Annotated in this window: 17 protein-coding genes; 2 read left to right on the top strand and 15 right to left on the bottom strand. The window is 36.4% G+C overall.

Annotated elements, in window-relative coordinates; all coding sequences use genetic code 11:
* Positions 1-54 precede the first annotated feature (54 nt).
* The 12 genes from JDW14_01520 to JDW14_01465 all read right to left on the bottom strand — a co-directional run bounded on the left by JDW14_01520 (position 55) and on the right by JDW14_01465 (position 17,435).
* Positions 55-3,093 carry an LPXTG cell wall anchor domain-containing protein gene (locus tag JDW14_01520; protein QQD65827.1) on the bottom strand — a complete coding sequence of 1,013 codons (3,039 nt, stop codon included), beginning with the start codon at positions 3,091-3,093 and terminating at the stop codon, positions 55-57.
* A gap of 236 nt (positions 3,094-3,329) precedes the next feature.
* Positions 3,330-4,733, bottom strand: a complete 1,404-nt coding sequence (locus tag JDW14_01515; protein QQD65826.1) for a glycoside hydrolase family 32 protein — start codon at positions 4,731-4,733, stop codon at positions 3,330-3,332.
* Positions 4,734-4,922: 189 nt separating this feature from the next.
* Positions 4,923-6,341: a PTS transporter subunit EIIC gene (locus tag JDW14_01510; protein ID QQD65825.1), complete on the bottom strand. Its 1,419-nt coding sequence runs from the start codon at positions 6,339-6,341 to the stop codon at positions 4,923-4,925.
* A 208-nt stretch (positions 6,342-6,549) separates the two neighbouring features.
* Positions 6,550-7,536: a LacI family DNA-binding transcriptional regulator gene (locus JDW14_01505; GenBank protein QQD65824.1), complete on the bottom strand. Its 987-nt coding sequence runs from the start codon at positions 7,534-7,536 to the stop codon at positions 6,550-6,552.
* A gap of 42 nt (positions 7,537-7,578) precedes the next feature.
* Positions 7,579-7,944 carry a PH domain-containing protein gene (locus JDW14_01500; GenBank protein QQD65823.1) on the bottom strand — a complete coding sequence of 122 codons (366 nt, stop codon included), beginning with the start codon at positions 7,942-7,944 and terminating at the stop codon, positions 7,579-7,581.
* Between the two features lie 131 nt (positions 7,945-8,075).
* Positions 8,076-8,804: an HAD family hydrolase gene (locus JDW14_01495; protein QQD65822.1), complete on the bottom strand. Its 729-nt coding sequence runs from the start codon at positions 8,802-8,804 to the stop codon at positions 8,076-8,078.
* A 7-nt stretch (positions 8,805-8,811) separates the two neighbouring features.
* A complete protein-coding gene (locus JDW14_01490) occupies positions 8,812-9,573 on the bottom strand; it encodes an ABC transporter permease (protein QQD65821.1) in 762 nt (253 codons plus the stop codon).
* Positions 9,557-10,264, bottom strand: a complete 708-nt coding sequence (locus tag JDW14_01485) for an ATP-binding cassette domain-containing protein (GenBank protein QQD65820.1) — start codon at positions 10,262-10,264, stop codon at positions 9,557-9,559. Before JDW14_01485 ends, JDW14_01490 begins: the two co-directional genes overlap by 17 nt.
* A complete protein-coding gene (locus tag JDW14_01480; protein ID QQD65819.1) occupies positions 10,254-11,156 on the bottom strand; it encodes an ABC transporter substrate-binding protein in 903 nt (300 codons plus the stop codon). Before JDW14_01480 ends, JDW14_01485 begins: the two co-directional genes overlap by 11 nt.
* 198 nt (positions 11,157-11,354) lie before the next feature.
* Positions 11,355-15,518 (bottom strand): FtsX-like permease family protein, encoded by a 4,164-nt coding sequence (locus JDW14_01475; protein QQD65818.1) that lies wholly within the window; start codon positions 15,516-15,518, stop codon positions 11,355-11,357.
* A gap of 9 nt (positions 15,519-15,527) precedes the next feature.
* Positions 15,528-16,229, bottom strand: coding sequence for an ABC transporter ATP-binding protein (locus JDW14_01470; protein ID QQD65817.1), 702 nt, complete (start codon positions 16,227-16,229; stop codon positions 15,528-15,530).
* 12 nt (positions 16,230-16,241) lie between these two features.
* A complete protein-coding gene (locus tag JDW14_01465; GenBank protein QQD65816.1) occupies positions 16,242-17,435 on the bottom strand; it encodes a class I SAM-dependent rRNA methyltransferase in 1,194 nt (397 codons plus the stop codon).
* Between the two features lie 197 nt (positions 17,436-17,632).
* On the opposite strand from JDW14_01465, the gene JDW14_01460 reads away from it, so the two are divergent.
* Together JDW14_01460 and JDW14_01455 are read left to right on the top strand one after the other, a co-directional pair.
* Positions 17,633-18,187 carry a TetR/AcrR family transcriptional regulator gene (locus tag JDW14_01460; GenBank protein ID QQD65815.1) on the top strand — a complete coding sequence of 185 codons (555 nt, stop codon included), beginning with the start codon at positions 17,633-17,635 and terminating at the stop codon, positions 18,185-18,187.
* A 126-nt stretch (positions 18,188-18,313) separates the two neighbouring features.
* Positions 18,314-19,201, top strand: coding sequence for a pneumococcal-type histidine triad protein (locus JDW14_01455; protein ID QQD65814.1), 888 nt, complete (start codon positions 18,314-18,316; stop codon positions 19,199-19,201).
* A 72-nt stretch (positions 19,202-19,273) separates the two neighbouring features.
* Here the strand turns inward: JDW14_01455 and JDW14_01450 are convergent, their stop codons facing one another.
* From JDW14_01450 to JDW14_01440, 3 genes are all read right to left on the bottom strand, one after another.
* On the bottom strand, positions 19,274-20,425 hold the full coding sequence (locus JDW14_01450; protein ID QQD65813.1) for an iron-containing alcohol dehydrogenase: 1,152 nt from the start codon (positions 20,423-20,425) through the stop codon (positions 19,274-19,276).
* Between the two features lie 222 nt (positions 20,426-20,647).
* A complete protein-coding gene (gene fucU, locus JDW14_01445) occupies positions 20,648-21,070 on the bottom strand; it encodes an L-fucose mutarotase (GenBank protein QQD65812.1) in 423 nt (140 codons plus the stop codon).
* Between the two features lies 1 nt (position 21,071).
* Positions 21,072-22,556, bottom strand: coding sequence for a rhamnulokinase (locus JDW14_01440; GenBank protein QQD65811.1), 1,485 nt, complete (start codon positions 22,554-22,556; stop codon positions 21,072-21,074).
* Between the last annotated feature and the right edge of the window lie 13 nt (positions 22,557-22,569).

Below are 22,569 nucleotides of genomic sequence, written 5' to 3'. Positions count from 1 at the left end.
TGCGATACAGAGTACACAAATCGCCATTGGATTGTTTTCCAATGGCGATTTACTTTATTTCTTATGCTTACCTTTTTTATCTCGTAGGATAAAGAATGCACCAAGTATGATAGCCCCAGCTGCAATCACATAAGATAAGGATTTACGTTCCCCTGTATTTGGAATACGGCGTTCTATAGCTGTTGAAGTTTCTACTTTAAGCGTTTGAGCTTGAGTTGTTGTCACTTCGTTTTGGCTAATGATTGCTTTCTTATCACCATAAATGACTGCGAATGTTCCTGTTTGATTCGCCGAAAAAGTCACTCGGCGATTATGGAGCGTATGCTCAAGCGTCATAGCTTGTAAATCGTCTACTTTCACTAACTGTAATTGTGAATTGACTAAACGAGTTGGAATTTTAATTTGAGCAGCCTGTGTTAAGGTAATCACTCGTCCTTGTGCATCCAATAATTGAATTGCGTAAATATCTGCGTCTTTATTGGCTAAACTATCCACTTTTACTTTGTCAACTTTTAATTGTTTCACCTTGTCGGCATCTTGTTGAGCCACCCATACTTCAATATTGGTTGTCGCATCTACAAATTGTCGATAACTTGTATTCGTTGTTGCGATTGTTGTAACACTTGTTTGAGTAGTGGTAGTAGTTTCCTGTGGTTGAGCAATCAAATCCATTTGTGTCAATGTATCCGATTGAATCTCAACTATACCTTTACTTTGATTAAATTGATAACCATTTGCACCGGTAATCGCATATTCATATGTGCCTGGATTCAGATTTTCAACAAGAATTTGCCCATTTTCATCTGAAACATAGTGCTGTTGTTGAATCGCTAGTGTAATACCTTTTAATGCAACACCTTGTGCATTTCGAATCGTAAATTTCACTTTTCCAACAGATTGTTCTTTAACCGTCAAGATGTCTTCAAATGCCAATCCCTCAGTTATTGTCGCCATTTTTTCTTCACTTGAAAATTCAGCTTTATTCGCAGCAGCTGTAATCGCATAATAATAGTTACCTAATTCTAATTGATTGAATTTAATTTGACCATTAGCATCGGACGTACCTGTTAAACCACCAAATTTAACGGTTACATTCGGAACTGGTTGTTGATGCTGATTGACAACTTTTAAGGTCGCACTACCCGATGTAACTTTTCGGTTCAATGTTAACGCATAATCAGTTTGCCCCTCAACAATATTAACATCACCCTCATATTGTAATTCAAATTTTTCAGGCAATTGCGAAATAGCATAATGAGCTTGACCTATTGTTATATCTGCTAGCTCAACATTACCGTTCGCATCCGTTATTTTCTCTTGCCCTTGAATTACTACTTTTGCATTCGGTACAACTGCACCAAACTGGTCGACAACTTTAAGGCGAATAGTCTGACGTGGTGTTTCTTTTTCAGCCATTACAGTCACTTTTGTCCCCTCTGCTGACAATTCAAATGATTGTTCTGACATATCTCCTTGATAGCCTTTAGGCCATTCAGTTACACGCAATGTATGTACTCCAGTCGTCAAATCAGCAATCATTGCTTGCCCATTTGCATCTGTTTCAAAAGGAATCGCATTATCAATCAATCCTTTAGCATTCGCAACTGGTTGTTGATTTTGAGCAACCGCAACTATGGATAAACTTGCCTTTGATTGTTGTTTTGTAAAGGATAAATTGACTTGTTTCACTTCATTAGGCTCTGTTAATGCCGCTATGTCATCTACTGGTGCAAGATACCCCTCTGGAACAGTTGTGATTTGATACGGATACTCCGTTAAATCAAGTCCTTGAACAGACGCTTTTCCGTCTTCTGCCGTAAAGAGTTGCTGTCCAGCAACGGTAATACCTACTCCTGCCAAAGCTTCTCCATTTTCATTAGTTGCAAAAAAGCTAAGTGTTGCAACCTTTTTCTCTTGTTTTAATGCGATATTCACCATTGGATTCGGATTGTCAGCCGTTAAAGTAAAATTACCGTTTTGACCGATTTCAAAGCCATTAGGTACGGAAACAATCTCATAAGCATACTCACCGAGCGGTAACTGTTCCAATGAAATTTGCCCCATTTCATCTGTCACATACTCAATTCCACCAATTGCTACTCCTACATTTTGTAATACTTGTCCATTTTCATCTGTTACTGTCAATGTGACTGTCTGCGTTGCCGCCTTTGTTTCAGCAACTTTCATCACTGTCAATTCAAGCTCTTTAATTTCACCTGCTGGTATATCAACTAATTCACTTACTTCTCCTTGATAACCCTCTGGCAACGATAATAAAGTTAAGGTACTTTGACCTGCTGCAAGATGATTGAACTCAACTTGCCCTAATTCATCAGTCGATAATTGTTGCCCTTGAAAATCCAAAGTAGCTCCTGTAACAAGATTACCTGATTCATCTTTCACTACAACATGCAAAGCACCGTCTGCTACATCAATCGACTCCTCAATTGTCGTCAACTCTTTAGTTTCCGTTACTTCTTCGGTTTCAGTCACTTCTTCAGCATTCGTTTCTTCCATTGGATCAGAACCTTGAGCATTCTCATTATTGAAATTCGTTTGTTTCGCTGTTTCAGAATCAGATAAAAACAAGAAAAAGTTACTTTCATATTGAAGACTTATTTTATTGAGCAATTCGTCTGTCGCTTTTACGCTAAACGGAATATCGTAAACAACACTGCCGTCACCTAATACTACTTCTTCTCCTGGATATTCTGTTAATTGATATTGCTCTGCTTTAGAATGTTCCGTATCCGTTGGATTTACAGTGGACTGCACCAATTCATCAGCGATAATCGCACCACCTTGAGAAAGTTGATCCCAGTGATAAAGTCGAAATACATAATCACCCGATGAAAGACTCAGATTATCTGTTGACCCAACACCATTACGATAACTCCAAACCACTTCATTGGTAGTCTTATCAATAATATCATAACTAACATCTGTCAGAGTTTTACTTGAAAAATCCGGTAGATTAGTTTTCACTTGAACATTAAACTGTACCGTTTCCTCTTGTGCTTGAACTAGTGAATAAGGTGTCATTAATGCCACCATTAAGCTTAGCAACAAGTAATTCATTTTATGTTGACGCATCTCTCATTCTCCTATCTTAAAAAAATTAATCGTTTTCATCTACATATTCATTGTACCATACTCTACTGACTTAAAATCAGATTCCACAAAAATATCACACTTATTTACCATTTATCGCTATTACTTCATTAAAAATTCACATCTAACAAATTATTGATACACAAAAACTCGCAGTTTTCAGCAAAAACTGAAAAACTGCGAGTTTTCTAATGATTATCGAATGTTGCACAAAGCATTTAATCAAACTGATAGCTTGATAACGAACGAATCGTTAGTTGCCCAGAAGTTGCCGCCACTTCCAATTTGCTCAATGGAGATTCAGCAAATACTCTTTGAGAGAAAGCAAACTTTCCGTCATTAATCAATAATTCAATCGAACTACTATCTAGCCATAAATCAAATTGCTCTAATGATTCTTCCAAATACCATTCACGACATTCGACTTCCTTGGTCAACCAATTAGTACGGCTAACTTTCATCAGTTGAGTTGTTTGATTATACATTATCTGGCAGGCATCATCAACCATTAATACTACATCATCGACTTCATCACCTACACGATACTCAATCCAACTCGGCCCAGCTAGTGGGAATTGCTGACGCTCTCCACCAATCGAATACGTTTTTTCATTTACAACTAATTGTGCCATTTCACTGAGCGAGCGTTGTACTAATTTACCATTTACTAAATGCAATGTCTTCGGCATCGATAAATGATGTAACCAATTATCTGCAATCGTTGGCACACTTGCTTCGACATCTGGTGCCATAGTTCCCATCCACGCATATTGAATCACACGACCTTGTGGGTCAACAAATGTTTGGGGAGCATAATATTCAAAACCATGGTCACACTCTACTAAAGCCTCAATTGACGGATTATCTGGAATGAATTTGCCACTTGCACTATCCCATTGTCCTACTAAATAAACTGTATTGAAAATATTTTGGTAAGCTACTCCTTGTGGTTCAATCCCTTGTGGCGAAAAGATAAAGACTGCTTTCTCTTCACCCGTCACTTCATCATGTAAAAAGACAATATCCGGACACTCCCACATATAACCAAATGACTTATCAAATTGGAAAATTGACCCTGTATATTCCCAATTTTTTAAATCAGTAGAAAAATAAGCAATCGTATCTCCAGTTTCATCTTCACGTTGAGCACCTAAAATCATCCACCAACCTTGTCGTTCTGTATCAAACCACACTTTTGGGTCACGCACATGTCCTGTAAAACCAGGAGCTTGCTCTAAAATCGGCCCCTGTTTTTCAAAATGGATTCCGTCTTTTGATGTCGCTAAACATTGATAACTCGTGCGTACACCATTTTCATCTTTCGTATTACCAGTATAAAATAAATACAATTCCCCTTCGTGTACCCAAGCACCCCCAGAATACACACCGTCTTTATCAAACCAGTCATCTGATTTTAAAGAAATAGGTAATTGCTCCCAATGGACTAAATCTTTTGAACGAACATGCCCCCAATACTTCACTGAATGATCCGTTTTATGCGGATTATATTGATAGAACACATGATAATAACCGTCAAAATAACTCAATCCATTTGGGTCATTTAATAATCCTTGTTCTGGGGTAATATGATAATGCTGTGCAAACTTTCCGATATTTCTCATAACACTCTCCTATTCTAAAATAAACATGGTGTGATAACAAATACTTTGAAATGAACGTCTATATTAGAAACTGTCCAAGTGCTTAGAAACACTCGTAAAATTTCTGGAATCAATGTCATTTCAGATTATTGGAATCAACATACAAAAAGGGACTGCTGAGATATTTCACCCATCGTCCCAATAATATTATTAATTATTAGCTGTCATTTCATCGTTAAATCCGATTGTATAGGTTAACACAAACGCAACACCGAATGAAATAGCCATCATCAATAAGTATGGTAATAATTGATTTAAGTATAATAATGTTCCTGGTAATACAGTAATCGACATACCAGTTGCTGATAAGTTTAATAATCCTGCAGCAAAGCCACCGACTGCACCACCAATTAATCCCATAATAAATGGTTTTCCGTATCGTAAGTTAACTCCAAAAATCGCCGGTTCTGTAATCCCTAATAAACAAGAAATACCAGCAGAGAATGACAATGCTTTTAACTTTGCATTCGTAGTTTTACGACCAACTGCAAAAATTGCACCTGCTTGTGCTGCAGTCGCTGCCGTTAAAAAGGCATTGAATGGGTTTGCTGCAACACCAGTAGCTTGTTCAGAATTTGAAATTAATTGCACTTCCAAGAAATTGAAAATATGGTGAATACCCGTTACCACGATTACTTGTTGTAAACCACCGATAATTAAACCAGCTAAACCGAATGGCAAACCTAAAATCCATTCAGTTGCAGTTAATACAACTATTTCAAGTGAGTGGAAAACTGGACCAATCGCAAATAAACCAAGAATACTCATTACTAATAAAGTTAAGAATGGTGTTACTAATAAATCGAAAGTATCTGGAACTTTTTTGTGCAACCATTTTTCTAATTTCGCACCAACAAACCCTACGATAAAGGCTGGAATAACAGTTCCTTGATAACCTACTACTGGAATAAAGCCAAAGAATGTTAAGGCTTCAGAACGTCCTGCTGCTACATCATACGCATTTGGTAATGACGGATGTACCATCATTAATCCTAAGACAATCCCTAATACTGGATTACCACCAAATACTTTAAATGAAGACCATGCAACTAAAGCTGGTAAAAAGGCAAATGCAGTATCCGTTAAAATCTCAGTCCATTGTAAAAAGTTTGGACTAATCATATCTTTCGTCATACCGAATAAACCTAAAATTTCAGGACGTGTCACTAAACCTCGTAATCCCATAAATAAACCTGTCGCAACAAGTACAGGAATAATTGGTACAAAGACATCACCAAATGTACGAACAACACGTTGGAAAGCATTTCCTTGTGGTTTCGCTGCTACTTCCTCTTTTTGCTCTGATTTTGTCACAGCATTGATACCTGGTATTTGAGCTACTGCTTCATACACCTTGTTGACAGTACCAGTACCAAAAATAATTTGATATTGTCCTGAATTGAAAAAGGCACCCATTACTTTATCTGTATTTTCGATTGCCTCTTTATTGATTTTTGCTTCATCACGCACCATTACACGTAAACGTGTTGCGCAATGTGCGATGCTATTAATATTTTCGATTCCACCTAAATTGGCCACAACCGATTCAGCAATATTTTTAAATTCCATATTGTGATTCCTCCATATTGTTACTATTCGGAAACGGTTCCGTTTTATGAGTATATTATACGAACAATTGTTTATTAATGCAACTAAAAAAATTGACATCTAAATAAAAAAATAGATATGATTCTCAATATCAAACAAATGGATAATCATACGTCAAAAGCTCGCATAATTTCTCATCGTTTTCTACTCGTTCATATCTATTAATCTATTATTTTGTTAAATCTTTAACCGATTCTCGCTCCACTAATGATGTTGATAATTGAATATTCGTTTCGATAATTCCTGTTTTAATACGATTAACTAAATACTCAGCAGCCATTTCACCGGCACGATAATATGGATAATCAATTGTCGTTAAACGTGGATAGAAAGCTGAACCTGTCGCATGATTACCAAATCCGGCAATACTAATATCATTAGGAATCGAATACCCTTCTTCTAAGCACGCACGCATAGCACCTATCGCCATCATATCAGTAGCCCCCACAATTAATGTCGGTTTTTGTGGCAGCAATTCACTCTTAGTTACTGCATACGCTTCTTCCATTCTAAATCCACATTCGCTTTCAACCCATTGTGTATCTCCATATGACATAAACCTATCTTTAAGTCCTAATTTTCGATACACACCAACTGCTGGATCGGTACTCGTCGCTTTTAAAAAGTGTAATTGACGGTGTCCCTTTTTATACAAATAATCCGCCATTAATCTACCCGCTTGAGTTTCATTAAAATAAATCGAATCTCCCAATGGACTTTCTTGACCAATCGCCACGATCGGTACTGACGACTGCTCCATAGCTTTTTCAACTTGATCATCTAAATGCGTCATTAAGTAAATAATGCCGTCCATTTTCGTCACTTGAAAATAGTGCATAGCCTCCAACTCATGATTTTGATTCAAATTAGTATTGACAAAGGTCATACGATACCCTTTTTTTCGCAATTGGTTTTCCACACCAGCTAGCATCGTATTCGAAGCATAGCTATCCAAACGAGGCAATATGGCACCAATCATTTTACTGCTTTTAGCTTTCAGACTCTGTGCAAACGTATTGGGAACATAGCCTGTTTCTTTAATAATAGCATTTATTTTTTCAGCCGTTTTTTGACTGATAGACCCTCCATTAAGATAACGTGAAACCGTACTTTTCGCTACCCCAGCTCTCTTTGCGATGTCATTTATCGTAACCATTGTCACTCTCCTTTAACCTAAAATCATACTTTGAATCCTATATTATAAACAGACATTTTGGATTAATTTGTCAAAATCTCGAACATTCACTTTTTTACCTAAGTTAATTTTGATGACCCCTGCTTTTGTCCACAATTGAACTTCTGAGTTCAAATCAAATGTCCCTGAATTTTCAGTCGACCACATATGGATACTTTTATACGGCACACTGTAAATTTCTTTTTTCTTACCAGTAAAACCTTGAGAATCCACGACAATCAATCGCAAATTAGTAAAGACAGCAACATCTCGAATTGTTTTATACGCTTTAAACACATGTTCATCTTCACGCAACATACTATTTATTTCTTGGGTACTGGTAACTTCTTCATAAAACGTCCATTCAGAAAATTTACTTAATTCCACCATTTTCCCCTCTTTCTTTTTGTATACGCTTTATTGTACCATGTTTTCATCGTTTTCACACTACTTTTCTATCTTTATTTTTACATAAATATTCTTATTACTGTTTTGTAAAAATTACTACCTATTGCCGCTAATTATTTAATGCTCTTAAGTAATGACGGCAAGTATTCAATCGACTCAATAACACAATCAGTATGAGCTAATAATGTTTCTTTCGATGTATTTCCTGTTAATACACCAATAGCACCATAACCATGTTTACCAAACTGCATATCCTTAATCGAATCCCCAATATATAAAATTTCCTCTGGCTCAGCTTGAATCAACTGAGCAAAAGCATGAAGTGCTTCAGGATTAGGTTTTAGTGCATAATCATCATCTGCAGCTACTACAAAGCTAAAATAATTGGCAATGCCCAATAGTTCCAATGCCATTATTGTTGGTTGGCGACTATCGGCTGTTACAACCCCTAATTCATATCCTTGTTCTTTCAAATTCGATAGTAATGCTACTAAATCCGTCACTGGAATTAATTTTTCCGGATAATGACTTAAATAGTCCGTAAAATATTGCGTCATCTCTGTTTCTATTTGATTAATTGGTAAATGGCAATGCTTTGCAAGTGCTTCTGCCTGCTCACGAATCGTACCAGCAGCAACGATACCATTAGCAACTAACCGATGATTTTCAATACCGATTTCCACATAGAATGCTGCTTTTTTTTCCTCTGTCATCGTAGTATGCTGCGATATAAAATTCTCCATAAACTGAATCGTCGGCTCTACCCATAAATCATCTAAATAAATCAACGTCCCGTCTTTATCGAATAATATGCCTTTGATACCTACACTATGTTTGAACATCTGCTACCTACTCCTTTTTCTGTTTCAACCAAGGTGTCACACATTGCTCTACATAATTTAATAGGGAAAATATCAAACCACCCATTACACATAACAGAACAATCCCTGCATACATTGCCGGATAATTTCCAAAACTCCACGCATTCATAATGTAGTAAGCAAGCCCCGTGGTAGATGCAACATTTTCAGCAAAAAATAAGGCTGCCATTGCTGCACCGACCGTCAATTTTAATGCCGTAAAAAAGGCTGGTAAACAAGCTGGCAATACAACATGATAAAACCATTGCCAACGATTCAAATCTAAAGTTTGAGCAATTAAATGGTAGGTAGTAGGCAATTGCTTAATCGCACGATGTACAGGTAAGATGAAATAAAACACCGAAACAGCCACCATTACAATCACTTTCGATATCTCACCTAATCCGAACCAAATTAAGAACAATGGTAAAAAAGCAATACGTGGAATTGGATAAAACAAATCAACGATTGGAATAACCAATACTTCAACTTTTGGAAATAAACCACAACTAATACCAATCAGCCCTCCCACTAAGCTAGAAATGACTAAAGCAACTATTAGTCGTGTATAACTGATTAAAGTATGGGGTAATAATTTATCCATAAATAATACCGTCAACTGTTCAAATGTTGCCCACGGTGTCGGTAATACTATTGAATTGAGTAAAAGGCTCAATAGTGACCATGCAAGCAGTACAATGATGACTGCATATAATGTTTTTAAACGATTATACTTAGATTTCATTGACATCTTGCTCGTCCTCCATTAGTTGCATTAATTTATTTCTTAACAAACTTTCTCGCTGCTCTAAGGTCATAGTTTCATCAGCATCAACCACTTCGACAATTTTACCTTTTGAAAGCAACACAATGCGTTGACTTAATGCTACAGCTTCTTGTAAACGATGTGTCACATAAATAATCGTCATCGGATAATGTGATTGTACTTTTTTCAATAATTGTTGCCATTTTAATTGCGTTACCTCATCTAAAGACGCAGTCGCCTCGTCCATTAAAATCACTTTTGCCTCTTGATACAAAGCACGTGCAATCGCTACACGTTGCGATTGTCCACCGCTTAATTGGTGTGGATAACGATTCAATAAAGATTCAAGCCCTAATTCTGCCACTAATTCATGCAACCACTGTGTCTTTTGACCTTTATTAATTCGTGCTAATTCGATATTTTGCTTTACCGTCTTCCATGGAAATAACCCATGCTCTTGCATTACTAGTGCAACATCTTGTGCCTGTAATTTCGGTTCAATGACACCACTATCCAACGGTACCAACCCCGCCAATGCATGAAGTAAAGTCGTTTTCCCTGACCCTGAAACACCTACAAGTGCTGTGATTTGTTTATCAGAAAAATCAACGGACAGATTCTCTAAAATAATCTGCCCGTCACGTTTGACCGTTAATTCTTTAATCTTAATGTTCATAAACAACGTCCTTATACAAGCGATCAAATGTTTGGTCAAACTCTTTCGCTAACCAATCTTGTAAATGTTGAATATATGCTTCAGTTGGTAATGCTGATGCTTCAAATTCTGGAAAATCAATGTGCTCTAATAATGCTTCTGGCAACTCAAATTTTGAAACTAATAATTTCTTCGCTGCTTCAATATTCTCTACATCTTGCAAATCATCAATGGCACGATTATACCCTTTTAAAAATGCCTCTACTGCAGCTTCATTATCTTTTAAGTAAGATTGTTTAAAAATAATCGCATTAGGATTTTCATCAAATTTCAAACGTTCTTTCGTTAACCCTTGCATTGCAGCTGTTGATGCGATAGGCTCTGGTAAAATTGCCATATCAATTTGCTTTTGTTGCAGCATCTGGATACGAACTGGGATTTCCGGAATATATTCTTCACGGAACCCACCTGAATGCGATTCAAAGTATGTCAATGTTAAATAATGAATCACTGAATTTAATAATGAACCGACAACAATTTCTTTATCATCTTCCTTTTGATAGTCTTTAGCAGCTACCAACTGAAAATTATCATTCGTTGTCGTAATAATTTTCCCAAACTCAGCATCTTGTTGAACTAAGTTTAAAAATTCATTTAGCCCCTCTACATCTGCATCTATATTTCCTGTTTGCATAGCTGTAATACGGTTTAAAGCATTCGTAAACGGAACAATTTCAACCGTTAATCCGGCTTCTTCAAAATAACCTTTTTCAACTGCCCATAATACTGGTACCGAATCAGTTGCTGGCATAGCACCAAAGCGTAATGCTTGTGCTGCTTCTACTGATATTGTCATTAGACTACTTGTTGCTAAAAGTAAGGTACTCAAACTTGAGATTATCCACTTCTTCATTTATAACACTCTCCTTTGTGTAACATTTTACAATTCGTTCTCATTTTATCATTGTTAGCATAGGAACTCAATGAAAATTATCTACATCAATAACGGTTACTCGAACAAATAATTTTAATTGCAAAAACGAATGCATAAATCTTGCAAAATAAAAACATAATCCTAATAGACTGCTCCATTAAGATTATGCTTCACTTATTATTCAACTGCTTTGAGTGCTTCAACCATGTTAATAGCTTTCAATTTTTGATGCATGACTAACATTACTAATGAGGCAAAAATAAAGGTAATAATCGCTGAAATAAGATAACTTTTCCAACTAACTTCTGGGTAAAATAGTAAGTTTGGCATCTGAATAGTTTTTAAGATATAGCGATTCAAAAAAGTACCTAACCCTAATCCGATAGCCGAACCTAATAAGGTTAAAATCAAAATTTCATCATAAATATATATACTAACTTCACGACTATAAAAACCTAAGACTTTAATCGTTGATAATTCACGCATTCGTTCCGAAATATTGATATTCGTTAAATTGTATAAAACGACAAATGCTAAGGCTGCTGCTGATAAAATCAGTACCAAAGTGATTACACCTAAACTTCCCATTGTCGCATTAACCTTTTCTGCTGCCACACCTAGATTCAAAATCGTCAGCACTCGCTTATCGTCATTCCATTCTTCCTCTAAAGTCTGTACTTGTTCGTTCGTTAAATCATTGACTAACACAGCATTCACTGTCGCTGATTGGGCAAAATCTTGTTGATAGACTTTCGGTGTCAAATAAACATAATGCCCAATATAATTTTCAGTAATATTAGTAATTGGTAAGTGAACCATTTCACCGTCTTTAACTAATGTGAGTAGCTCACCTTTTTTAACCCCTACATATTCTGCTAAACGCTCAGAAATCACAACTCCTGAATCATCAAGCGTGAGTGTTTGATTAGCTTGATGACGTTCACGCAAATGCACAAATGATGTCATGTCCCCCATTGGTACCATAACCGAAACATTTTGTACTGCCTTAGCACTACTCGTCTGCCACTGTTCACTGCGAGCTTTAAGTAAATGCGTCTCACCATATTCTTCTTTCAATGCTGAAACTACTTGTTCATTATTCTTGACATCCTCATTCAAATAAACTAACGAATTATAAGTATGGAGTTGTTCGAATTGAGTAGATACTAAATCTTTAATCGTATCACTAATACCAAATCCTGTTACAATCAACATTGTACAACCTGCTACCCCAATTAATGTCATCAAATTACGACCTTTGTAACGCAGTAAATTGCGAATCGTCATTTTTTTATTGAAACTCAATTGTCGCCAAATGACTGGGATACGTTCCAATAAAATTTTCTTTCCTGCTTTAGGAGCCTCAGGCTGCAATAAATGGGCTGGTTGTTGACGCAATAATTGTATCGGTGTCCAAATAGCCGGAATCAAAGCACAAGCTAAAGCAATCATTGCAACTCCAATATTTAAAGGCCATGAGCGTACAATCATCGGTTCATCAAAATGGAATAAATTATTATACGCATTCATTATCACCGGTGGAAAAATACGATACCCTAGTTCAATTCCCACTACGATACCAATCAAAGTTGCCAGTAATGCGTATAAAACAAATTTACTTAAAATGATACGATTAGGATAACCCATTTGCTTCATTGTTCCCATATAATTACGTTGTTCACTCACCATTCGCTTAATCGTTGTAAAGGTTACTAAGGCTGCAATCGCAAAGAAAAATAGTGGGAACACTTGGCTAATCTGCTTAATTTGTTGTGCATTATCATATAAACTTTCGTACGAGTCGAAATTATCACGTAAATTGACATAATATTTCGGCTTTTCTAATTTTTTAATTTCATCTTCTGCATCAACCAATTTCTTTTCTGACTCTTGAAGTTTTTTTAATGCATCTTTTTTCTCTCGCTCAAATTTTTTGAGATTTTCTTGATATTCTTTTTCACCGTCGTCCAATTCTTGTTTAGATTGCTCTAATTCACGCTGACCTTGTTCAAGTTCATTTTCTGCGTTAATGAGTTCTTCACGTCCAGATTGTAGTTGATTTTCTGCTGAAGTTAATGTTTCTCTTGAAGAAAGTAATTGTTGCCAGCCACTATCTAATTGCAAACGAGCATCATTTAATTGCATCAAAGCTGCATTCAATTCAGCTTGAGCCGTTGCTTTTTCAGTCGCTAATGCTTGTTCGCCTGCAGTTAACTGAGCTAAGCCGTTCTCATACGCTATAACTCCTGCATCGTATTCAGCTTGACCAGTTGCTAGTTCACTGCGACTAGTTTCCAACCGCATTTTAGCTTCTGATAAAGATTGAATAGCCGACTCTAATTCCACAATTTGCTGTGATAATGACTTTGCTTGTGCTTTTCGTATATTTACTTCTTCCGTCATTTCCGGACTGAGTAAATATTGCAATTGTTGTTGTTTCGTTGTCAACTCTGTTTGTTGTTGGATTAAAGATTCCTGTGTAGCACGCAATATTTCTTTCTCTGATTGCAATGTATTTTGTCGTTGTTGTAACGATTCAAGTTGTGACATCACTTCTACAAAAGCTGTTTCTGCCTCCGCAACTGCTTGGGTCGCAATATCCACTTCTACTTGTGCCGCTGCAATCGCAGCTTGATGCTCCGATTCATCTTCCGCTAATGGTGCTACATTATTAAGTTGCTCAAATTGGGTCGTAACCGTTGCCAGCTGTGTCTTAGCTGATTCCAGTGTTTCAGATAATGACTGCGACTTTTCTGTTACTTCATTCACTTCTGTATCTAGTGCCAATTTAGTCGCTTCAATCGCAGCCAACTGCTCTGAAATTGTTCCTAATCGCTCACCAATAGTATCCAATGCTTGTTGCACTGATGTTAATTGTTCTGGTGCTTGTTCCATTTGCTGCGTTAATTGGCTCAACCCTACTTTTAAGGCTTTTTCTTGTTCTTTCAAATAAATCAAAGTTAATTCTGGTGTCGTCGTTAATTCTGATAAAACAAATTCTTTTTGTTCAGTTTCTAACTCATCTGCTTTCGCCTGTTGTTTTAACTGTTCCAAATGCTGCTCTAAATCAGGAATAGCAGCCTTTAATTGCGATACTAGCGTTTCTTGTGACGCAAGATAAGTTGATTCTCCTGACAATAATTGTGATAAACCATTATCTAAGGTTTCCTTAGTTGCAGCTAAACGCTGCTGTGCTACTTCAAGATTAGTACGATTTGCTGCGATTTCAGTCTCTGCATTCATAATTTTAGTTTGAAATGTCGCTTCACCTGTCTTATGTGCTGCTAATCCTGTCTGATAGGCTTGCTCCTTGTCGGATAATAAATCTGATTGCGATTGCCACTGCGATAGTCCCGCTTGATAATCTTGCTCTGATTGTTGCAACGTCTGTTGCCCAACAACCAATGAACTTTGACCGTCTGCTATTTTTTTCTGACCGTCCTCATATTTCTTGCGTCCTGCCTCTAATTCTTTCTTGGCATTTTGCAATTTTTCTTCAGCATCAGCTAATTTCTGATACCCATTATCAATTTCTTCTTGTCCGTCTGATACTTTAGTCATCATTTTTTGTTTCACATCGGCAAGACGTAATTCTGCTTGGGGTGTCAACTTTTCTTCTAGTGTTAGTTGAGTTGCCGCAAGTAACTCATCATAAGCCGATTCATACGCTCGGTAATGACGGGCATCTTTTTGCCAGAAAAATAGACCGGTATATAAATCACCAGTAACAGCCGTATTCGATACAACTACAAAACCACTAATATTACCCACACCACGTGATAACCTAGAAAAATACAATGGTGAATCAACAAAACCAACTACAGTATATTCCAATTGTGATAAATAAGGTGCTTGCATTCCGTCTAACGTTTCATCTTCATCATTCGGCATTGCTGCTACTTGTTCCAGTGTTATGGAATCTCCTATTTGGATTTCTTTATTTTGAAAACGAACATCTAATGCAATCTCATTTTTTGATTGTGGTAAACGTCCGTCAACAGCATAAAAATAAGAGTGTTGTGATAAATAAGGGTACACTTTTACACGCTCACCGAGTGGAGATAATGAAGTTTCTAATGTTTGTAATGGCTCTACTTCTAATCCAAGCGATTCAAATAACTCAACATCAGTCGTATCTAAACCCATAGTGGATAAAATTTGACCGTCTGGCAATTGATGTTGTTCAAAGTACCGTATTGTCGTTTCTAACATAGCTGGGCTTGTCGCACGAATACCAACAAAAAATGCAACACCTAGCATCATAATGAGTAAAATTGAAAGAAATCGTGGCCATGATTTTTTTATCTCTCGAAGATTATCGAGCCATACTGTTCGATTCATTTCACTCACCTACCATGTAATTTCAGCCACTGCTTTTGGTGTGGCATTCAATCGCTCTGATTTTACTTTACCATTACGAATTTCAATAATACGATCTGCCATGTCAGCAATCATACTATTATGCGTAATCACAATGACCGTCGTGTCCGAATGTCGTGATGTATCTTGCAATAACTGCAAAATCTGTTTACCTGTTTCATAATCTAATGCACCAGTTGGCTCGTCACATAATAGTAGCTTAGGTGCTCCTGCAATCGCACGAGCAATCGACACCCTTTGTTGTTCCCCACCGGATAATTGTGCTGGGAAATTATCCAACCGATGACTCAAACCACAATGTTGCAATACATCTTCTGCTTTCAAATCACTCTTTGCAATTTGAATCATTAATTCCACATTTTCTTTTGCCGTTAAATTAGGCACAAGATTGTAATTTTGGAAGACAAATCCAACTGAATTACGGCGAAAAGTTGTTAACTGCTTTTGCGAATAGTTAGCGATATTTTCACCGTCAATAGACACCACACCACTCGTCGCTTGATCCATACCCCCTAAAATGTTTAAGGTAGTAGATTTTCCTGCTCCAGACGGCCCTAAAATAACTACAAACTCCCCACGTTCAATCGAAAAATTAATACCATCATTCGCTCTAGTCACTACATCGCCAGTTCGGTATTCTTTCACTACATCTTTAAATTCAATATAACTCATCGATAATCCCTTCTAACTTACACGATAATAAATTAGCACTTTCAAATATTGACTCGCCTCATCAGCAGAAGTTGGAAAATCACTCGGCATAGTCGCAACTTGAATCAATTGAAAATCACCTTGATGTGCTTGTATCACATGATTCATATCTTGAATTAACTGTTGCTTCTCATAACCACTATGATTCGTACTTATGACACAAAAACCATTAACAGCCGTCAAATCAAATAAATCTTTTGCTAATTGTTGATAATCACGTTCTACACTAAATTGATATTGCTTCGTTCTAGCAAAACTCGGTGGATCACAAACAACCCAATCAAATTGTAATTGATGACGCTTAGCATATTGAATGTAGTCAAAAACATCCATAACACGAATCTCATGAGCATCACTCGGAGTCATTATTCCATTTAATTCAAATTGCTCCTGTGTTTTTTCCAAGCTACGATTTGCCACATCAACACTCACCGTTTTAGTTGCACCACCTACTGCTGCTGCAACCGAAAAGCCACCGGTATAACTAAATAAATTTAACACACTCATATCCTGCGATTGTTGTTGAATGAAACGTCGCACTTCTCGTTGATCTAAAAATAATCCTGTCATCCATTCTTCGCCTAAATGAATAGCATAGCGAATATTATTTTCTAAAATCACAATCGGACTCGGTGCCACTTCACCGTCAGTATGTTCAATCGCCACTTCACCTTCTACTAATGTAAAGCGTTTCGTTTCATAAATTCCTTTAATCTCGGGTAAGTAATGCTTTAATACAGTAACAAACCATTCACGCTCATTATAGATAGCTCGTGTATACCAGTTGATTTGCACAAAACCAGCATACCAATCAATCGTGACACCACCAATACCGTCACCCTCACCATTAAAAATACGAAAGGCTGTTGTTTCTTCATCATCAAAATAAGACGCTCGCAATTCAATCGCATCTTCAATACAATTATCAATAAAATCCTCATTGAAGTAGATTTTTTCATGTTGCGTAAAGACCCAAGCTAAGCCTTTGTTTTGTTGACTAACAAATGCTTTTGCAACAAATCGCTTATTTTCGTCCACTAATTGTAAAATTGTTCCCTCTTTTTGTCCTCTAGCTGCATCTTGCAAAACAAAATCTTCTGCACGCAACAACTTTTCTCCGGATTCAATCCGTTTAACTGCTTGATTCGTTAATTTATGTAATCTCATATTTATCTCCTGTTTCAGTCGAATAAAGATGCATAGTACACTTGTTTATACTTACTATACATCGCCTTTTATTGATGTTACAATCGTAACATCTAGTAACTTATTTTTCAATCAGTTTCCATACTGCTGTGACAAACTCTACCATTTTGAAACAGGCAAAACACTATACAATCAATCCAAAAACGGAGGCCCCCACCATGTCAAACAATCAAGATCTCAATCAATTAACAAAAGAATCTTTAAAAACTGCCTTAATTCAACTACTCAAAGACAATGAAGTCGAACAAATCAGTGTCACTTCCCTCACGCAACGGGCAGGTGTTTCACGCATGGCATATTATCGTAACTATCAATCGATTACCCATTTATATCACGATGTGTATGACGATTATTTCCAACAATTTTTCCAAGAAAATAAATCTCCACTAATGCAACGTCATGGTTTTAACATTTGGAAAGGATTATTTTTGTTTTTATACCAGCATCAAGACGTCGCAGAAATTCTTTTATCTCCTAAAGAAAATCATCATTTTCTCGCCTATTTAAACGAAGCATTTTGCTTACCATTAGAAAATTTACATGACCGGTATTTGATGCGAGGTGTCATCGGTAGTATTTTCAATATACTCGTTGAATGGGTAAATGATAAGTTTATTTATGAACCTGAAATATTAGCTGAACTTTGTCAGCAATTAACGCAACATATCCAAGTACCTATTGCCAATCTTGAAAAATGGTTACCTAAAGATTAACTTTGTAATGTATGTTTGCAATTTACAATTTATCGTATCAATTACATTTTACTTGCCTTTCATCCCACCCTATGTTACTATTAAAAAGTAACTTTTACTAAAAAGATAATCTGGAGGGATTTTTATATGAAAAAAAGAATATTAGCAGCATTATTTAGCTCAATGTTATTAGGAGGTGCTGCCATTAATTCATTCAGCACTACAATTTTTGCTGAAGAAGAAGAAAACTGCACTCACGACAAACATCATGATGAAGATGACCACCACGATGAGCATCACCACCATGACCACGATCACGAAGATGGATTCGAATTTGACGTGGATGATGTAGTAAAAAAAGAAGATGATAAATACATCGTTGCCCATGGTGACCATTATCATACTGTTCCAATTAGCGAATTAACAGAAGAACAAGTAAAAGCAGCCGATGAATTTTTAGCTGCTCATCCTGAAGTAACAAAAGAGTATGACATGAAAAAAGATATTTATAAAGGTTACTTTGAAGATGATCAAGTACAAGACCGTGAATTGACTGATTGGGAAGGTGAATGGCAATCTGTTTTACCTTACTTAGAAGACGGTACCTTAGATATGGTAATGGAGAAAAAAGCTAAAGAAGGTAAGATGACAGCTGAAGAATATAAAGAATATTATATGAATGGCTATAAAACAGATGTCGACCATATTACAATCAAAGACGGAAAAATTACTTTCACAACAGGTGATACATCTGTAACTGGTGAATATAAATATGAACGTAAAGAAATTTTACAATACGAAAAAGGAAATCGTGGCGTTCGCTTCTTATTTACTAAAGTGAGTGGCGATGAGGCTGCACCTAAATCTGTACAATTTAGCGACCACAATATTGCACCTACTAAAGTAATGCACTTCCACTTATACTTTGGTGACCAATCACATGAAGAATTATTAAAAGAATTAGAAAATTGGCCAACATACTACCCTGAAGAATGGTCAGGTAGTCAAATTATGACAGACCAATTAAACCACTAAGATTTTCCCCTTTTATCTCTGCCCTTAATTAGTAAAACCACTCAGTTTCGAATGCTGAGTGGTTTTTTAATACTAGAATAATTCTTTATAAAATGCAATTGTCTCTTCTAATGTCGGTGTAAATGGATTACCTGGTGCACAAGCATCAATCATCGCATTTTTAGATAAGTAATCGAAGTCAAATTCTTCTTCCTTAATACCAAACTCTGTTAATTTTTTAGGAATACCAACTGTTTCAGATAATTTTTCAATTTCTGAAATAGCATATGCAGCACATTCTTCATCTGATTTGCCTTCAGGATTTAAACCTAATGCTTTCGCAACATCACGGAATGCCGCTGGAACACGTTTTGCATTTTCACGCTCAATAATCGGTAATAACATTGCACAGCAAACACCATGAGGTAAATCATATACTGCACCCAATTGATGTGCCATTGAGTGAACATATCCTAATCCTGCATTATTAAATGCCATACCACCTAGGAAGATTGCGTCCACCATACCAGTACGTGCTTCAATATCAGAACCGTCTTTCACTGCACGTGGTAAAAATTCTTTAATTAATTCAATCGCTCCCATTGATAATTTTTTCGTTACGCCGTATGCACCTGGTGTTACTAATGCTTCCACTGCATGTGTCATCGCATCCATACCAGTAGCAGCTGTTAAAGCAGCTGGTTTTGAAATCATTAATTCAGGGTCATTAACTGAAATTAAAGCTAATGAATTTTTATCTACCATTACCATTTTAACTTTACGTTCTTCATCAGTAATAACATAGTTAATCGTAATTTCAGCTGATGTTCCGGCAGTTGTATTAATCGCTACAACAGGCAACCCTTTTTCAGTTGATTTGTGTAATCCCTCATAGTCTTGTGGTTTTCCACTATTTGTTGCCATAACTGAGATGCAGCTTGCGCAATCTTGTGGTGACCCCCCACCTAAACTAATAATAAAATCGCAACCTTCTTCTTTTAATACAGCTAATCCATCTGTAACATTTTTACATGTAGGGTTAGGATCTACATCACTATAAATCACAAATTCAATATTTGCTTCTTTTAATGGTGCTGTTACTTTTGGTAAGATGTCACTACTTTCGATGAATTTATCCGTTACAAGCAATGCCTTTTGATAACCTAAATCCTTTACATATCCACCAATTTCATTTACACATCCTGCGCCAATTAAGTTTGTTGACGGTACATAAAATGTTGCCATTTATATTTCTCCTCACTTTATCAAGTTAATTTTTTCACAAATAGATTTTAGCACGAAAAAGATTAATTTTCAATCTCTTCATGCTATTAATTTTTGACTATTTCGCCTTTTAATGTAGGAGTATAGTATATGATGTCTGTTCAATATTTTGATGATATTGTCATTTTCTGACTCATGAAAACACCATTATCTCCTCACTGATACAAATTGCCGGTGACATTATTAAATAACGCCTTTTTTCAAAATAACATTACCATAGAGTGCTGTTTCACCTGTAATTAACACAGCATATGCTTCTTTTGATTGTTCATAGAAAGCAAAGCGTTCAATTTCTTTAATTGACGCATTTTCATGATGTTTAGCAATAATCTCTTTATACGTATCCCAAATAACAGGTACAACATTGTCACCTGGTACGACTTGCATTAGTCCCACTTGATAATCACTATATGTATCCAATGGAAATAGTTGCAATATTGCATCTAATAGTTCTGGCACCCCATGTCCGTCAGCACGTACCACACGTTGCCCTAGTCGATGCGCAGGATAATTAGCATCCGACAAAACGATTTCATCCCCATGCCCCATTTCCATAAGGAGTTTCACCAACTCAGGACTCAAAATTTTTGGAATTTGTTTTAACAAGTCACTCACCTACTTTTACTATCTTTTTATATTGTTCATATTTTACATCAATTGTTTCATTATCTATTGGTTCGTAAACAGTTGTAGTATCAGAAGCCTTAACTAATGTAACGATTTCCTCAAGCGTTTCAATTTTATTTAATGTCAATAATTGCGATAAAATATTTCCCATAGCACTCGCTTCAACTGGTCCTGCAATCACCTTACGTCCAGTATGATTAGCAGTCAATTGACATAGTAATTTATTTTGAATACCACCACCAACCATATGAATCGTTTGGATTGAACGATTCGACAAGCATTCAATTTGTTCAACAGTTTGTCGGTAACTAAACGCTAAACTCTCTAATACAATACGTATTATTTCGCCTTTTGTCACAGGTATTGGTTGATTTGAACGTTGACAATATTGCTTAATTTTATCTTCCATATTATTTGGCGTACTGAACCACTCATCATTTGGATTAATAAAACATGAAATTTCTTCAACATTTTGAGCTAAAACAACCATATCGGCAAACGAAATATCTTCGCCTTTCAATAGCCAATCACGGCGTAATTCTTGCAAAATCCACAAACCCGTTGTATTTTTCAAAATACGATAATCACCAGTAAAGCAGCCTTCATTGGTTACACCTGCTTCTAGAGCTTGACTTGTTACAACTGGCGTTGTTGATTCAACACCGACTAATGACCATGTTCCACTTGAAATAAAGGCTGAGTGTGCTTTATCTTCATAAGGCACCGCTAAAACTGCCGCTGCTGTATCATGCCCAGCTCCAGTTATGACAGAAAATGGTTCTATTTTCAGCTCTTGAGTAATGCGTGGCGAAAGTGTACGCAATTGTTTACCACATTTTGTTACTGGTAAAAACCATTCTACTGGAATTTCCAATTTATTTAATAAATCCACTGCCCAATCCTGCGTATGAATATCTAGCAAACCACTCGTACTAGCTATCGTATATTCATTTGCAACCGTATCGGATAATAAATAATTAATTAAATCAGGTGTAAACAAAACATGCTTAACTACTTGTCGTAAGTATGGATTCACTTGTAAATCCGCATAAATTTGCATAATCGTATTAATTAGATTCGGTTGCACACCTGTTCGACTGAACAATTCTTCTTTTGACACAATGGAATAGAACTGTTCTTCATAACACCCCATTCGATTATCACGATAACAATGTGGGTTATACAGTAAATCACCATGTTGGTCAATAAAACCGTAATCGACACCCCAAGTATCTACTGAAATGGATTCAATGGGAATCTCATCTAGTGTTGCTTTTTTTATTCCTACTTTAATTTCTTGAAACAAATATAAAATATCCCAATATAACCCATCATTAATATTCACCGATTCATTTTTGAATCGGTGAACTTCAGATAATTGGAGGCTTTTTCCATTATAAATGGCTTGCATCAATCTTCCCGAACTTGCACCTAAATCAATCGCTAGAATTTTTTTGCTAGACATTGGCTTTTCCTCC

The organism is Aerococcaceae bacterium zg-252, from assembly GCA_016237705.1.
GTDB lineage: Bacteria > Bacillota > Bacilli > Lactobacillales > Aerococcaceae > Globicatella > Globicatella yangjingiae.
Note: the sequence above shows the minus strand (reverse complement) of the source record. Positions and strands in the feature narration are given on the sequence as shown.

Excerpts from the sequence above, each read along its gene's own strand:
- JDW14_01520 (QQD65827.1), bottom strand. The coding sequence starts at position 3,093 with ATGCGTCAACATAAAATGAATTACTTGTTGCTAAGCTTAATGGTGGCA.
- JDW14_01515 (QQD65826.1), bottom strand. The coding sequence starts at position 4,733 with ATGAGAAATATCGGAAAGTTTGCACAGCATTATCATATTACCCCAGAA.
- JDW14_01510 (QQD65825.1), bottom strand. The coding sequence starts at position 6,341 with ATGGAATTTAAAAATATTGCTGAATCGGTTGTGGCCAATTTAGGTGGA.
- JDW14_01505 (QQD65824.1), bottom strand. The coding sequence starts at position 7,536 with ATGGTTACGATAAATGACATCGCAAAGAGAGCTGGGGTAGCGAAAAGT.
- JDW14_01500 (QQD65823.1), bottom strand. The coding sequence starts at position 7,944 with ATGGTGGAATTAAGTAAATTTTCTGAATGGACGTTTTATGAAGAAGTT.
- JDW14_01495 (QQD65822.1), bottom strand. The coding sequence starts at position 8,804 with ATGTTCAAACATAGTGTAGGTATCAAAGGCATATTATTCGATAAAGAC.
- JDW14_01490 (QQD65821.1), bottom strand. The coding sequence starts at position 9,573 with ATGTCAATGAAATCTAAGTATAATCGTTTAAAAACATTATATGCAGTC.
- JDW14_01485 (QQD65820.1), bottom strand. The coding sequence starts at position 10,264 with ATGAACATTAAGATTAAAGAATTAACGGTCAAACGTGACGGGCAGATT.
- JDW14_01480 (QQD65819.1), bottom strand. The coding sequence starts at position 11,156 with ATGAAGAAGTGGATAATCTCAAGTTTGAGTACCTTACTTTTAGCAACA.
- JDW14_01475 (QQD65818.1), bottom strand. The coding sequence starts at position 15,518 with ATGAATCGAACAGTATGGCTCGATAATCTTCGAGAGATAAAAAAATCA.
- JDW14_01470 (QQD65817.1), bottom strand. The coding sequence starts at position 16,229 with ATGAGTTATATTGAATTTAAAGATGTAGTGAAAGAATACCGAACTGGC.
- JDW14_01465 (QQD65816.1), bottom strand. The coding sequence starts at position 17,435 with ATGAGATTACATAAATTAACGAATCAAGCAGTTAAACGGATTGAATCC.
- JDW14_01460 (QQD65815.1), top strand. The coding sequence starts at position 17,633 with ATGTCAAACAATCAAGATCTCAATCAATTAACAAAAGAATCTTTAAAA.
- JDW14_01455 (QQD65814.1), top strand. The coding sequence starts at position 18,314 with ATGAAAAAAAGAATATTAGCAGCATTATTTAGCTCAATGTTATTAGGA.
- JDW14_01450 (QQD65813.1), bottom strand. The coding sequence starts at position 20,425 with ATGGCAACATTTTATGTACCGTCAACAAACTTAATTGGCGCAGGATGT.
- JDW14_01440 (QQD65811.1), bottom strand. The coding sequence starts at position 22,556 with ATGTCTAGCAAAAAAATTCTAGCGATTGATTTAGGTGCAAGTTCGGGA.